General features: G+C 69.3%; 8 protein-coding genes and 1 pseudogene. 5 read left to right on the top strand and 4 right to left on the bottom strand.

The window, feature by feature from the left end; translation table 11 throughout:
- Positions 1-219: 219 nt before the first annotated feature.
- The 4 genes from yjfF to ACFVGY_RS01995 all read right to left on the bottom strand — a co-directional run bounded on the left by yjfF (position 220) and on the right by ACFVGY_RS01995 (position 4,956).
- Positions 220-1,227, bottom strand: a complete 1,008-nt coding sequence (gene yjfF, locus ACFVGY_RS02010; RefSeq protein ID WP_385669452.1) for a galactofuranose ABC transporter, permease protein YjfF — start codon at positions 1,225-1,227, stop codon at positions 220-222.
- On the bottom strand, positions 1,224-2,333 hold the full coding sequence (locus tag ACFVGY_RS02005; protein WP_385669449.1) for an ABC transporter permease: 1,110 nt from the start codon (positions 2,331-2,333) through the stop codon (positions 1,224-1,226). The genes yjfF and ACFVGY_RS02005 overlap by 4 nt, the downstream gene beginning before the upstream one ends.
- Complete coding sequence (locus tag ACFVGY_RS02000; RefSeq protein WP_385669446.1) at positions 2,330-3,889, bottom strand: sugar ABC transporter ATP-binding protein; 1,560 nt, start codon at positions 3,887-3,889, stop codon at positions 2,330-2,332. The genes ACFVGY_RS02005 and ACFVGY_RS02000 overlap by 4 nt, the downstream gene beginning before the upstream one ends.
- Positions 3,890-3,954: 65 nt before the next feature.
- Entirely contained in the window at positions 3,955-4,956 is a 1,002-nt protein-coding gene (locus ACFVGY_RS01995) for an ABC transporter substrate-binding protein (RefSeq protein ID WP_385669443.1), read from the bottom strand.
- A gap of 595 nt (positions 4,957-5,551) precedes the next feature.
- On the opposite strand from ACFVGY_RS01995, the gene ACFVGY_RS01990 reads away from it, so the two are divergent.
- The 5 genes and pseudogenes from ACFVGY_RS01990 (at position 5,552) to ACFVGY_RS01970 (ending at position 13,849) form a co-directional block, all read left to right on the top strand.
- Positions 5,552-7,102: a sigma-70 family RNA polymerase sigma factor gene (locus ACFVGY_RS01990; RefSeq protein WP_385669440.1), complete on the top strand. Its 1,551-nt coding sequence runs from the start codon at positions 5,552-5,554 to the stop codon at positions 7,100-7,102.
- A gap of 605 nt (positions 7,103-7,707) precedes the next feature.
- Positions 7,708-10,086, top strand: a complete 2,379-nt coding sequence (locus ACFVGY_RS01985) for a non-reducing end alpha-L-arabinofuranosidase family hydrolase (RefSeq protein ID WP_385669437.1) — start codon at positions 7,708-7,710, stop codon at positions 10,084-10,086.
- Between the two features lie 41 nt (positions 10,087-10,127).
- Positions 10,128-12,755 (top strand): RICIN domain-containing protein, encoded by a 2,628-nt coding sequence (locus ACFVGY_RS01980; RefSeq protein WP_385669434.1) that lies wholly within the window; start codon positions 10,128-10,130, stop codon positions 12,753-12,755.
- A 72-nt stretch (positions 12,756-12,827) separates the two neighbouring features.
- Positions 12,828-12,958: pseudogene (locus ACFVGY_RS01975) on the top strand (IS5/IS1182 family transposase); the annotation flags it as partial.
- Between the two features lie 198 nt (positions 12,959-13,156).
- On the top strand, positions 13,157-13,849 hold the full coding sequence (locus ACFVGY_RS01970) for a UdgX family uracil-DNA binding protein (protein ID WP_385669431.1): 693 nt from the start codon (positions 13,157-13,159) through the stop codon (positions 13,847-13,849).
- The last annotated feature ends 23 nt before the right edge of the window (positions 13,850-13,872 follow it).

Below are 13,872 nucleotides of genomic sequence, written 5' to 3'. Positions count from 1 at the left end.
TAGCGCCTTTCGCATCACGTCATTGTGAACGCTAACAAACCAGCTCGGCCAGGGCGTCGGTGCCCTGGCCACCCCGGCGGAACGGTGCCGTCCCCATGGGGCGAGGACACGCTTCTGGTCGGGGTGAGCACCGTCTGGCAGCAGGCCGTCGATGGCCTGGTGCTGCTCGCGGCGGTCGGCTTCGACGTGTGGAAGAAGCACGGGGGAGGAGCGGACACCCTATGGCGCCGGGCGGGGTCCGCCGAAGAGCCGTTGGAGGAGGATGAAGACGAACAGCAGGCCGCCGATGACGATGCGTGTCCACCACGAGCTGAGCGTGCCCTGGAAGCTGATGATGGTCTGGATCAGGCCGAGGACCGTCACGCCCAGGGCGGTGCCGAGGACGAACCCGGAGCCCCCGGTCAGCAGCGTCCCTCCGATGACCACGGCCGCGATGGCGTCGAGTTCCATGCCGACGGCGTGCAGGGCGTAGCCGGACAGCATGTAGAACGTCAGCAGCAGACCGCCGAGGGCGGAGCACAGGCCGCTCACGGCGTACACCGCGATCTTCGTGCGTCCCACGGGCAGGCCCATGAGACGGGCCGAGGACTCGCTGCCGCCGATGGCGTGGACGGTGCGGCCGAAGCGGGTGTGGTGGAGGACGACGAAGGCGAGCGCCAGCACGACCAGGGCGATGACCACGGCGGGCGAGATGAACAGTCCTCCCGGCAGGAGCACCCGCGTCTGGGCGATCCGCGTGGTCGTCGGGTCGGTGAGGGAGATGGACTCGGTACTGATCGTGTAGCAGAGGCCGCGGGCGAGGAACATGCCCGCGAGGGTGACGATGAAGGGCTGTATCTCGAAGGTGTGGATCACCCAGCCCATCAGTGCGCCGCCTCCTGCTCCCACCAGCAGGACCAGCGGCACCACCAGGGCGAGCGGTGCGCCGTTCCGTTCGACGAGCCAGGCCGTCAGCATGGTCGACAAGGCCACCATGGAGCCGACCGAGAGGTCGATTCCGCCGGTGAGGATGACGAACGTCGTGCCGATCGCCACCACGAGCAGGAAGCCGTTGTCGATCAGGACGTTGAGCAGGACCTGCCCGGAGAAGAAGCCCTCGTAGTGCACGGAGCCGATCGAGAACATGGCGATCAGCAGAGCGGCCGTGACCATGAGCGGCAGACGGGCGGCATGCCGCACCGAGAACCGCTGGAGCGGCCTGCTGAGGGAGCTGAGGGTGGTGCTCACGGGTGGACCTCCTGCTGGCGGACTCCTGCGTCGCCGACCGCGGGGGCCGGGGCGGCGGGGCGGCGACGGCGTGGGAATCGCGCGCGGAACGCGGGCGACTGGACGAGACACACGACGATGACGACCAGGGCCTTGAAGACGAGGGTGGTCTCCGGCGGCACGCCGAGGGTGTAGATCGTGGTCGAGAGGGTCTGGATGATCAGCGCGCCCAGGACCGTCCCGCCGAGGGAGAAGCGGCCGCCGGTGAGGGCCGTGCCGCCGATGACCACGGCGAGGATCGCGTCCAGCTCGATCCACAGGCCCGCGTTGTTGCCGTCGGCGCTGGACACGTTGGAGCTGATCATCAGGCCGGCCACCGCGGCGCACACGGCGCTGGCGACGTAGACCATGACCAGAAGGCCGGCCGCCCTGACGCCCACGAGTCGGCTCGCGACCGGATTGCCGCCCACCGACTCGATGAGCATGCCGAGCGCGGTCCGCCGGACGATGAGGGAGGTGACGGCGACGACGGCCGAGGCCAGCAGGACGGCGAAGGGGAGGGTGAGCCAGTAGCCGCCGCCGATCATCTTGTAGGCGCTGCTGGACACGCTGATGATCTGGCCGTCGGTGATCAGCTGGGCCACGCCGCGACCGGCGACCATGAGCACGAGCGTGGCGACGATGGGCTGGACGCCCAGTCGGGCGACGAGGAAGCCGTTCAGCAGTCCGATGACAGCGGCCACGCCGACCGCCACCGTGATCGCCGATATGACGGTGGGCAGACTTCCGGGGTTCTTCGCGTTGGCGATGTGCTCGCATGCGAGGGCGCCGGCGATGGCGACCGTCGAGCCGACCGAGAGGTCGATGCCCCGGGTGGCGATGACCAGCGTCATGCCGAGCGACACCAGGATCAGAGGGGCGCCGAACTGGAGGATGTCGATCAAGCTGCCGTACAGGTGTCCGTTCTGGACGCGGACGGCGAAGAAATCATGGGTGAACGCGACGTTCCCGAGCAGCAGGGCGGCCAGGAAGGTGGCGGGCCAGAACAGGCGGTGACCGGTGAGCTGCCGGGCGACAGGCGCCCGGGCCGGACGTCCCCCGGTGCCCATGTCGTCAGATGGTGTCATGAGACGGCTCCGGTGGCGATGGTGCCCAGGATCCGGTCGGGCGTCAGGGCCGGGTCGTTGAGGAGGGTGGCGACGAGTCGGTGGTCGCGCAGGACACCCACGCGGTGGCTCAGCCGCAGTACTTCCTCGATTTCGGCGGAGATGAAGACAACCGCAGTGCCTTCCGCGGCCAGGCGGGTGACCAGCTTCTGGATCTCCGTCTTGGCGCCGATGTCGATGCCCCGGGTGGGTTCGTCCAGGATCAGCAGCTCGGGGTCGGTGAGCAGCCACCGGGCGAGCAGGACCTTCTGCTGGTTGCCTCCGCTGAGATTGCGGACCCGGACCTCGGGGTTGGCCGGACGGATGTCGAGAACCCCGGTCCACCGGGCGGCGATCTCGTCCTGGCGAGCGCGCGAGAGGGGCTTGGTCCAGCCACGGGCGGCCTGAAGGGCGAGCACGATGTTCTCGCGGACCGTGAGCTCGGCGATCAGGCCCTCTTCCTTGCGGTTCTCCGAACAGAAGGCGATCCTGCGGGCGATCGCGGCCCGTGGGGACCGCAGGTGGGCACGTTCGCCGTCGATCCGGAGCTCTCCTCCGTCGGCGTGGTCGGCTCCGAAGAGCAGCCTGGCTGCCTCGGTGCGTCCGGATCCGAGCAGTCCGGCCAGGCCGATGACCTCGCCGCGGTGGATGTCCAGGTCGTAGGGCTGGACGGCACCGGACCGGGCGAGCCCGCGGGCGCTGAGGAAGGGGGATTCCGCAGGAGCGGGGGCGGCGGTGCCGGTGCGGGAGGTCTCCGCGAGTTCGTCGAGGGTGCGGAGTGCGCTGCCGACCATGCGGTGAACGAGGGTGACGGGGGTCAGTTCGTCGATCCGGTACTCGCCTTCGAGGCGGCCGTTCCGCAGGACGGTCACCCGGTCGCACAGGTCGAAGACCTGGTCGAGGAAGTGGGTGACGAAGAGGATCGCGACGCCCCGGTCGCGCAGCCGGCGCACCAGGGTGAACAGCTGGGCGACCTCGTCCCGGTCGAGGCTGGAGGTGGGCTCGTCGAGGATGAGGACCTTGGCCTTGATGTCCACGGCCCTTACGATCGCCACCAGTTGCTGGACGGCGAGGGACTGCGCGCTCAGCGGCAGGCGGACGTCGAGGTCGAGTTCCAGTTCGGTGACGAGTCGTGCCGCGCGTTCGTGGAGGGCCGCCCAGTGGATCAGTCCCAGGCGCCGCGGTTCACGGCCGATGAGGATGTTCTCGGCGACCGAGAGGTTGGGGCACAGGTTCACCTCCTGGTAAACCGTGCTGATTCCGGCGTGCTGTGCTTCCAGGGGTTCGGCGAACCACTGGAGGCTGCCGTCGACGGAGACGGTTCCCGCGTCGGGTGTGTGGACCCCGGTGAGTACCTTGATGAGGGTCGACTTGCCGGCGCCGTTCTCGCCCATCAGCGCGTGTACCTCGCCGGGGAAGAGGCGCAGGTCCACGCCGTCGAGGGCGAGGACGCCGGGGAAGGCCTTGCGGATGCCGTGGGCTTCCAGGGCCGGCCGGTCGGTGCGGGTGGGTGTGCGGGGGGTAGGCGGGGCTGCCATCCGCCCTCCTCTCCTGAGGAAGGGGGCGGCGCGGGAGCCGCCCCCGGTCTGGTGCGGGCGGGAGGTCAGTACTGGCGGCCGGGCAGGGCTGCCGCGGCCTGGTCCTGGGTGAAGACGCCCTCCTTGACCTCGATCCGTCGCGGGACGCTCTCGCCCGCCGCCACCTTCTTGGCGAGTTCCATCAGCTGGTCGCCGAGGAGCGGGTTGCACTCGACCACCACGTTGATCTTCTTCTCCTGCATGGCGACGAAGGCGTCCTTGATGCCGTCGACGGAGATCACCTTGATGTCGGTGCCCGGCTTCCTGCCGGCCTCTTCGATGGCCTGGATGGCGCCCAGAGCCATGTCGTCGTTGTGGGCGTACAGGACGTCGATGTCCTTGTGGGACTTGAGGAAGGCCTGCATGACCTCCTTGCCCTTGGCGCGGGTGAAGTCCCCGGTCTGGGAGTCGACGACCTTGAACTTGGGGTCGCCCTTGATGGCGTCGGCGAAGCCCGCCTTGCGGTCGTTGGCGGGGGCGGAGCCGGTAGTGCCCTGGAGCTCGACGACGTTGACCGGCTCGGAGGTTCCCTGGTACTCCTTCACCAGCCACTTGCCGGCCTCCTGGCCCTCCTTGACGAAGTCGGAGCCGAGGAAGGTCCGGTAGAGGGAGGTGTCCTGCGAGTCGACGGCGCGGTCGGTGAGGATCACCGGGATGCCGGCGTTCTTGGCCTCCTTCAGGACGGTGTCCCAGCCGGACTCGACCACCGGCGAGAAGGCGATGACGTCCACCTTCTGCTGGATGAAGGTGCGGATCGCTTTGATCTGGTTCTCCTGCTTCTGCTGCGCGTCGGAGAACTTCAGGGTGACGCCGGCCTTCTCGGCCGCCTCGCGTACGGACTTGGTGTTGGCGGTGCGCCAGCCGCTCTCGGCTCCCACCTGGGCGAACCCGAGCACCAGCTTGCCGTCGGAGGAGCCTTTGCCGGCGCCGCCGGGGCCGTCGGTGGGCGCGGGCTCGGTGGTGCAGGCGGTCAGCACACTGCCGGCCAGGGCGGTGGCGGCGATGATGCGGAGGGCTCTGTGGGCCATGTCGTGGATCCTCTCGGGACGTGCGTCGTACCAGGCGGAGCCCTCAGGGAGATGGGCCCGGCGAAGGCAGCGCTGCGCAACGGGGGTCGAGCCGGGGGCGGAGGCAGAGTGAAGCGTCGGCCCCCGAAGAGCGGTGCCTGGCGAACGCGAGACATTGTGAGCGCTAACAGGCTTGTAACTCAAGGGCTCTAACGGCCGTTACCCGTTCTTGATGCGCAGAGCGATCGGGGAGGGGCGACCTGGGAGGTTCCTGGAACGTGCAGACGCTGGCAGTTGGCCGAGGCGCCGGCTGCACAGGTGACCTCCATCGGGGGCTCCGGCCACAGGCGGGGTGCGGCGACCCGGCGGAAGTGTCGGGGATATTGTGAGCGCTAACACTCGCTTTCCGTGCACGACTCGTCGATCTACTTGGTGGGAGCGGCGCATCGCATGCACCGACATTTCTGCCCGACTCCTGCCGCCCGTTTCTCGGTTGCGAGGCCGCCGTACCGGGCCCTCCCCACCGGCAGGGGCCCGATCCTCGGCCCAAGGCACAGGCTTTGGCCGCACACCTTTGCGGACGCTAGGGTCTGACGCCGTAAGGAGGAAGGTGGGAATGAGGCTCATGGGTGCGGACCACGCGGGGCTGGTTGTCGCGGCGCAGGCCGGGAATGACCGGGCGCGAGAAGAGCTGATCGCCGCCTACCTGCCGTTGATCTACAACATCGTCCGACGAGCGCTGAACGCACATGCCGACGTCGACGACGTCGTCCAGGAAACGCTGATGCGCGTGGTGCGCGACCTGCCTGCCCTGCGCGCCCCCGACAGCTTCCGCTCCTGGCTGGTGTCGATCACGCTCCGCCAGATACACACCCATTGGAACCGGCAACGCGCCTTCGCCGACCGGACCGCGGTCATCGACGAGGCACTCCACATACCGGACGCCCGCCCCGAACCCGAGGACGCGACGATCCTGCGTCTCCATGTGTCGGACGAGCGCCGTCAGATCGCCGAAGCCGGCCGGTGGCTCGACCCGGACCACCGGGTGCTGCTGTCACTGTGGTGGCAGGAACGCGCCGGACTGCTGAGCCGTGAGGACACAGCCGCCGCGACGGGCCTCACGGTCGCCCACGTGGGAGTGCGCCTGCAACGCATGCGCGAGCAGTTGGACCTGAGCCGGACGATCGTCGCCGCGCTGGAGGCCGACCCGCGCTGTCCACAACTGGGGGAGACCGTCGCCGGCTGGGACGGTCTGCGTACATCGGTGTGGCGGAAGCGGATCGCGCGGCACACCCGCGACTGCCCGGACTGCACGGCGACGACGGCGAGCCGGGTCCCTGCCGAGCTACTACTCCTCAGCCTCGTACCCCTGGCCGTCCCTGCCGGACTCATCGCCGCGCTGACCGCCAAGGGCCTGGTGTCGGGTTCGGCGGCGAGCGCCGCCGGGCTGGCCACGGCACCCGTCGCCGTCGGCACGGCGACGGGGGGAGGCAGTCTGCACGGGGCGCTGACCGGCAAACTCCACGCGGTGACCGCTCATCCGCTGGCGAGCCTCGCCGCCGGCGCGGTGCTCATCACCGGGGCCGCCACCTACGCAACCTGGCCGGAACCGGCGCACCGGGCGCCCGGCGTCAGCGCCGCTCCCACGGTCGGCAATCCCACGCCGATCCCGTCGAGCACCCCCACGTCGGCCGGACCGCCGTCGGCGAGTCCGTCCGCCGTTGCAGGCACTGTTCCGCTGGGCGCACAATCACTGGAGTCCGTGGACGAACCCGCCCGGTACCTGACGTATTCGGACGACTTCGCGACGCTGGGCCGGGTCTCCGCGTCCAGCAGCGCGCAGACACGGCAGCGAGTCACGTTCACGGTGGTCCGGGGTCTGGCCGACACACGGTGCGTCACTTTCCGTGCTGCCGACGGCCGTTATCTGCGGCATCACTATCTACGGCTGCGGCTGAGCACCGACGACGGCAGCGAACTGTTCCGGGAAGACGCCACCTTCTGTCCGCGCCCCGGGGCGGTCGCAGGGTCGGTGACCCTGCACTCCCACAACTACCCCGGATCGGTCATCCGCCACCGCGACGGCGGCATCTGGCTCGATGGTTCCGACGGCACTCGGGCCTTCGCAGGCCAGGCCTCCTTCGTCGTCCGCAAGGCCTGGTCTTGAGAACCGCTCCTTGAACATTCCGGACGGAGCCGCGTAGTGACAGGCGACCTGCACCCGGTTCCGGCACTGCGCAGTTCACAACCCGGCAGTGAGCCGCCCGCGTGCCGCGCCGAATCCGGGGTCGGTCCGCATGCGTCGACTGGTGCCTCGCTGAACCGGACGGCCTGAAGTCCGAGCACGGCAACCGCCCACCGGTGCCGTTACAGACACCACTGCTGAGCAGGGCGGCCTCCCCTTTCACAGGGACGACCAGATCGCGGCGCCTGGCGTAACACTTTTTGCCTGCGAGATGCATCACGGGGCGATCGTCGGGGTGGCGCCACATTTCTGTTACGCGGCCTCGGCTCCGGAAGCCTCCACTTCGTGAGGTGTTCTTCCCGCCGCTCACCATGCGTGCCGGCGTGGGAGGCCGCCCACTTCCCCGTCGGCACATCCCCTGAAGAAAGCGCCCCCATGACGCGACATACCCGTGAACCCCGGGCGACCGGTATGCAGGATCGGCGCCACCACCTGCACCGCACCCGGCTCCCGGCGGATCAGGCCGTACCGGCCGATGCACGCACGATCACGGAACCCAAGGCGACCCGAGACCCCCGAGGAGCATCATGAAGGGCCTGCACCGGCGCGGTCGGCGTCGCCGGACACTGACGATCGGACTGTCGGCCGCGGCGCTGGTGGCCGGGGTCATGACGCTCCTCCCCAGCTCTGCCGGAGCTGCAACACCCCTGGGCACGCAGGCAGCGCCCTCGGGCAGGTACTTCGGCACCGCTGTGGCCGCCGGCAGGCTCGGCGATTCGAGGTACGCCGCCATCTTGGACCGGGAGTTCAACATGGTCACCCCGGAGAACGAGATGAAGTGGGACGCCATCGAACCGTCCCGCGGCACATTCGCCTTCGGCCCCGCCGATCAGATCGTCAACCATGCCGCGGCACACGGCCAGCGCCTGCGCGGCCACACCGCGGTCTGGCACGCGCAGCTCCCGTCATGGGTCAGCTCCATCGGCGATGCGAACACGCTGCGCGGCGTGATGAACAACCACATCAGCACCTTGATGACCCGCTACAAGGGCAAGATCCACTCTTGGGACGTGGTCAACGAGGCGTTCGCCGACGGCTCCACCCAGCACCGCAGCTCGGTGTTCCAGAACGTGCTGGGCAACGGCTTCATCGAGGAAGCGTTCCGCACCGCCCGGGCGGCCGACTCCTCCGCCAAGCTCTGCTACAACGACTACAACATCGAGAACTGGTCGGACGCCAAGACCCAGGGCGTCTACAGCATGGTCAAGGACTTCACGTCACGTGGCGTGCCGATCGACTGCGTCGGGTTCCAGAGCCACTTCGGCACCGGCGGCCCCCCGTCCAGCTTCCAGACCACCTTGTCGAACTTCGCCGCCCTGGGTGTCGACGTCCAGATCACCGAGCTGGACATTGCCCAGGCGTCGCCCACCCACTACGCCAACACGGTCAAGGCCTGCCTGTCCGTGGCCCGGTGTACCGGCATCACGGTATGGGGCATCCGTGACAGCGACTCCTGGCGCAGAGGCGAAAACCCCCTGCTGTTCGACAACAACGGCAACCCCAAGGCCGCCTACACCGCCGTCGTGAACGCCCTCAAGACCGCCCCCGCCACCACCGGCGGGACCAGTACCGGGGCGATCAAGGGCGTCGCCTCCGGCCGCTGTATCGACATCAACAATTCCAGCACCGTCAACGGCACCCAGGCGCAGCTGTGGGACTGCCACGGACGAACCAACCAGCGCTGGACCTACACCTCCGGCAAGCAGCTGATGATCTACGGCAACAAGTGCCTGGACGCCAGGGCCAAGGGCACCAGCAACGGCACCGCGGTGGTCATCGAGGACTGCAACGGCGGCGTCAGCCAGCAGTGGAACATCAACACCCACGGCACGATCGCCGGGGTCCAGTCCGGGCTGTGCCTCGACGCCGTCGGCGCGGCCACCGCCAACCGCACCAAGATCCAGCTGCACTCCTGCTGGTCCGGCGGCAACCAGAAGTGGACCGGCCTGTCCGGGACGTCGACCCCGACAACCCCCGCGCCGACGGGCGGCACGTGTGCTCTTCCGTCGACGTACCGGTGGACCTCGACGGGTGCGTTGGCGCAGCCGGCGAACGGGTGGGCCTCGCTGAAGGACTTCACCCACGTGACGTACAACGGCAAGCACCTGGTCTACGGGTCGAACTTCTCGGGTTCCTCGTACGGCTCGATGATGGTCGGGCCCTTCACGAACTGGTCGGACATGGCGGCGGCCGGCCAGAACGGGATGAGCCAGGCCGCGGTGGCTCCCACGCTGTTCTACTTCGCGCCCAAGAAGATCTGGGTGCTGGCGTACCAGTGGGGTCCGTGGCCCTTCATCTACCGCACGTCGAGCGACCCGACCAACCCCAACGGCTGGTCCGCGCCGCAGCCGCTGTTCACCGGAAGCATCCCCCGCACCGATTCCCCCACCGGCCCGATCGACCAGACCCTGATCGCCGACGACCAGAACATGTATCTGTTCTTCGCCGGTGACAACGGCAAGATCTACCGGGCGAGCATGCCGATCGGAAACTTCCCGGGCAACTTCGGCTCCTCGTACACGACGGTCATGAGCGACACGCCCGAGAACCTGTTCGAGGCGCCGCAGGTCTACAAGGTTCAGGGCCAGAACCAGTACCTCATGATCGTCGAGGCGAGGGGCGCGAACCAGGCGCGCTACTTCCGCTCGTTCACGGCCTCCAGCCTGAGCGGTTCGTGGACCCCGCAGGCCGGCAGCGAAAGCAACCCCTTCGCGGGCAAGGCGAACAGCGGTGCCACCTGGACCAACGACATCAGCCACGGTGACCTGGTCCGCGACAACCCGGACCAGACCATGACCATCGACCCCTGCAACCTGCGGTTCCTCTACCAGGGCAAGTCCCCTTCAGCGGGCGGCCCCTACGACCGACTGCCGTACCGGCCGGGTCTCCTCACCCTGCAGCGCTGACCTGTCCGATCCACGGTGATATGCAAGGAGAACAACTCCCCATGAAGAACCCCACGAACGGCGGGCGCCGCGGACGTCACCGCCGCCGCTGGACCGGGACCGGACTGCTGCTCGGTGCGCCCGCCGTCGTCGTGCCGTATCTCCTGTTCGTACAGGATGACTCGCAGGCCGCGACGGTCGACGGCAATGCCTACTACCGGCTGGTCTCCGTACGCAGCGGCAAGGCGCTGGACGTCAACGCCTTCTCCACCACCGACGGCACCCGCATCCAGCAGTGGACCGACCAGAACACGGCCAACCAGCAGTGGAAGCTGCGACCCACCGGGGACGGCTACTACGAGCTGGTGAACCGCAACAGCGGCAAAGTGCTGGGCATAGCGGGCGATTCGACCGCCCAGGCGGCCGCCGCCGAGCAGCAGACCGACAGCTCCTCCACCTCCCAGGAATGGCGGATCGACGACGTGAGCGGTTCCGGCGCCGTCGTCTTCACCTCGCGCAGGAGCGGCCAGGTCCTGGACGTCTCCGGAGGCGCCACGACCGACGGCGCGGCGGTCATCCAGTACCGCGGCCATGGCGGAAGCAACCAGCAGTGGAAGCTGGTGAAGACGGCCGAGACCCCGGCGCCCGGATCCGGACCGTACACGTGGCGAAACGCCCAGGTTGTCGGCGGCGGTTACGTCACCGGGCTGGTGTTCAACCCGCGGGAGAAGGGCCTGCTGTACGCGCGTACCGACATGGGCGGCGCCTACCGCTGGGACACCGGGGCCGAGCAGTGGATCCCGCTGACCGACTGGCTCGGCGAGAAGGACTGGAACCTGCTGGGCATCGACGCGCTGGCCACCGATCCGGTCGACCCCAACCGGCTCTACCTCGCCACCGGCACCTACACCAACGACTGGGCCGGCAACGGCGCGATCCTGCGCTCCAAGGACCGCGGCCGCACCTTCCAGCGCACCGACCTGCCCTTCAAGCTGGGCGGCAACGAGGACGGCCGCGGGGCGGGCGAACGGCTGGCGATCGACCCCGCGGACAACGGCACCCTGCTGCTGGGCACACGCAAGAACGGCCTGTGGCGCAGCACCGACCACGGCGCGACATGGAGCCAGGTCTCCTCGTTCCCCGTCAAGGACGGGGCGAGCAGCGGCGCGGGCATCTCCTTCGTGACGTACGGCCCGGTCGGCAGTAAGACGGTCTACGTCGGCGTCGCCGACAGGTCCACCTCCCTCTACCGCTCCACCGACGGCGGCAGCACCTGGCAGGCCGTGCCCGGGCAGCCCACCGGACAGATGCCGCAGCACGGCGTGCTCTCCGGTGACGGCTCGCTGTACCTGACGTACACCAATGCCCCCGGCCCCAACGGCGTGACGGGGGGCTCGGTGTGGAAGCACACCCCGGCCGGCGGGGCGTGGAAGAACATCTCCCCGTCCCAGGGCAACTACGGGTTCTCCGGTCTGGCCGTCGACCCGCGCAAGCCCTCCACGGTGATGGTCACCACGCTCGGCCGCTGGTGGCCGGAGGACGAGATCTACCGGACCACCGACGGCGGCACGACATGGAAGGCACTGGCCGACAAGTCGGTGCGGGACGCCTCCGCCGCTCCGTACGTGGGCACCGGCACCGGGCACTGGATGACCGCCCTGGCCATCGATCCCTTCGACTCGGGGCACGTGCTGTACGGCACCGGCAGCGGCATCCTGCGGAGCAAGGACGCCAACGCCTTCGACAGCGGCGGCACCAGCCACTGGAGCGTGGGGGCCCGCGGGTTGGAGGAGACCGCACTGCTGGACGCGATTGCCCCGCCCGGCGGCGCCCACGTCATCACGGCCATGGGCGACCTGGGCGGATTCCGCCACGACTCCCTGACCGAGGTGCCCGCCGGGCGACTGAAGAACCCGATGATGACCAACAGCACATCCATCGACTTCGCACAGTCCAACCCCTCGATGATGGTCCGCGTCGGCCGTGGCGGCGCGCAGGACGGCGCCTACTCCACCGACGGTGGCCGCAGCTGGAACGGCTTCGCGTCAGAACCGGTGGCTGGCGCCGACAGCGGCCGTGCAGCGCTCTCCGCCGACGGCTCGGCCATCGTCTGGACGCAGACCGGCCAGGCCCCGTACCGCTCGACCGACAAGGGAGCGAGCTGGTCGAAGGTCAGCGGCCTGGGCACCGACGCCGTCGTCGTCGCCGACCGCTCCTCGGCCGGGACGTTCTACTCACTGGCCGGCGGCACGCTCTACGCCAGCACCGACGGCGGGGCGACCTTCAGCGCCCGGGCCGCCAACCTGCCCGCCGACGGCCGGCTCGAGGCGGTCCCCGGAGTCGCGGGGGACCTGTGGATCGCCGGCGGTGGCCAGGGGCTCCTGCACTCCACCGACGGTGGCCGCACCTTCACCAGGCTCGCCCCAGTGAAGTCCGCCTCCGCCCTCGGCTTCGGCAAGGCTGCGCCGGGCGCCTCCTACCAGGCCCTGTACCTGATAGGCACTGTCAAGGACGTCACCGGCGTCTTCCGCTCCATCGACAAGGGCGCCACCTGGGTCCGCGTCAACGACGACGCCCACCAGTGGGGCAGCATCGGCGGCGTCGGCGTCATCACCGGCGACCCCGACGCCTTCGGCCGCGTGTACGTGGGCACCAACGGACGTGGCCTCCAGTACGGCGACCCGTCCTGACCCCGACGCTCGGGCGGGGCCGCAGGCACAACGGCCTACGGCCCCGCTACGGCCGAGGGCCAACGCCAAGGCAGGGCCTATTCCTCCCGGGCGATCCGTTGTCATCTGCGGCCGCGCGGGATCCGGACAGTGATTCCGCAGCCCGAAAGGCCGCGAACCGCAAGCGGCTGGGCCATCTCGGAGGCCGTCCGCCGGCCTTCGACCGCGGGTGACGGCCGTCGGCGGGCGGACGGCACGCCCGACCTGCGGCCGGTCACTCTCAACGGCCCGGCGACACCGGGCGCGCGTGGGGTGGTTTCGGCCCCGGCCGCTCGGGCAGAAGCCGACTGCCGTTCGGTGGGTCGCTCACGAAACCGACCGAAGAACCTACGAACGGCTTCCACGGCTTGAAGGTGGCTGTCATGGACGCGGACGCGTTCGCGGAGGTTGATTCGGCCGCGGACAGCGGCCAGGGGTACGACGCCACGCCCTACCTGCCCTCGCGTGGCGGCCTGGCGGCTCTGCGCCGGGCGGCGGCCGACTGCCACGGGTGCCCGCTCTTCCTCGAAGCGACGCAGACGGTTTTCGGAAGGGGCCCGGGCGGGTCCCGGCTGATGCTGGTCGGGGAGCAGCCGGGCGACCAGGAGGATGTGAAGGGGGAGCCCTTTGTCGGCCCGGCGGGGCAACTGCTGCGCCGGGCGCTTGAGGAGGCCGGGCTGGGTGACGAGAAGGCGTACTTCACCAACGTGGTCAAACACTTCAAGTTCACACCGGCCCCGCGCGGCAAGCGCCGGATCCACAAGTCTCCGAGCCTGCGGGAGATGACCGCCTGCAGGCCCTGGCTGGTGGAGGAACTGAAACGCGTCGCACCCGAGGTGCTGGTGGTGTTGGGAGGGACGGCGGGCAAGGCGTTGCTCGGGTCCTCGTTCCGGGTGGGCGAGCGGCGTGGTGTCCTGTTGCCCATGCCGGACCCCTTCGGTGAGCTGTCCAGAGCTGCTCCTGGCCAGTTGCTGGCCACAGTCCATCCCTCCGCCGTTCTGCGGGCCGACGACCGGGAGGCGGCCTTCGCGGGACTCGTGGCCGACCTGTCCGTGGCCGCCCGTGTGCTGCAGTAGGAGCGCGGACGCCTTCGCAGAAT

The sequence above is a fragment of the Streptomyces sp. NPDC127106 genome, assembly GCF_042677605.1.
In the GTDB taxonomy this organism is placed as follows: Bacteria; Actinomycetota; Actinomycetes; order Streptomycetales; family Streptomycetaceae; genus Streptomyces.
Note: the sequence above shows the minus strand (reverse complement) of the source record. Positions and strands in the feature narration are given on the sequence as shown.

Bases quoted from the DNA above. Each gene is read 5' to 3' on its own strand.
- ACFVGY_RS02005 (WP_385669449.1), bottom strand. From the start codon at position 2,333: ATGACACCATCTGACGACATGGGCACCGGGGGACGTCCGGCCCGGGCG.
- ACFVGY_RS02000 (WP_385669446.1), bottom strand. From the start codon at position 3,889: ATGGCAGCCCCGCCTACCCCCCGCACACCCACCCGCACCGACCGGCCG.
- ACFVGY_RS01995 (WP_385669443.1), bottom strand. From the start codon at position 4,956: ATGGCCCACAGAGCCCTCCGCATCATCGCCGCCACCGCCCTGGCCGGC.
- ACFVGY_RS01990 (WP_385669440.1), top strand. From the start codon at position 5,552: ATGAGGCTCATGGGTGCGGACCACGCGGGGCTGGTTGTCGCGGCGCAG.
- ACFVGY_RS01985 (WP_385669437.1), top strand. From the start codon at position 7,708: ATGAAGGGCCTGCACCGGCGCGGTCGGCGTCGCCGGACACTGACGATC.
- ACFVGY_RS01980 (WP_385669434.1), top strand. From the start codon at position 10,128: ATGAAGAACCCCACGAACGGCGGGCGCCGCGGACGTCACCGCCGCCGC.
- ACFVGY_RS01970 (WP_385669431.1), top strand. From the start codon at position 13,157: ATGGACGCGGACGCGTTCGCGGAGGTTGATTCGGCCGCGGACAGCGGC.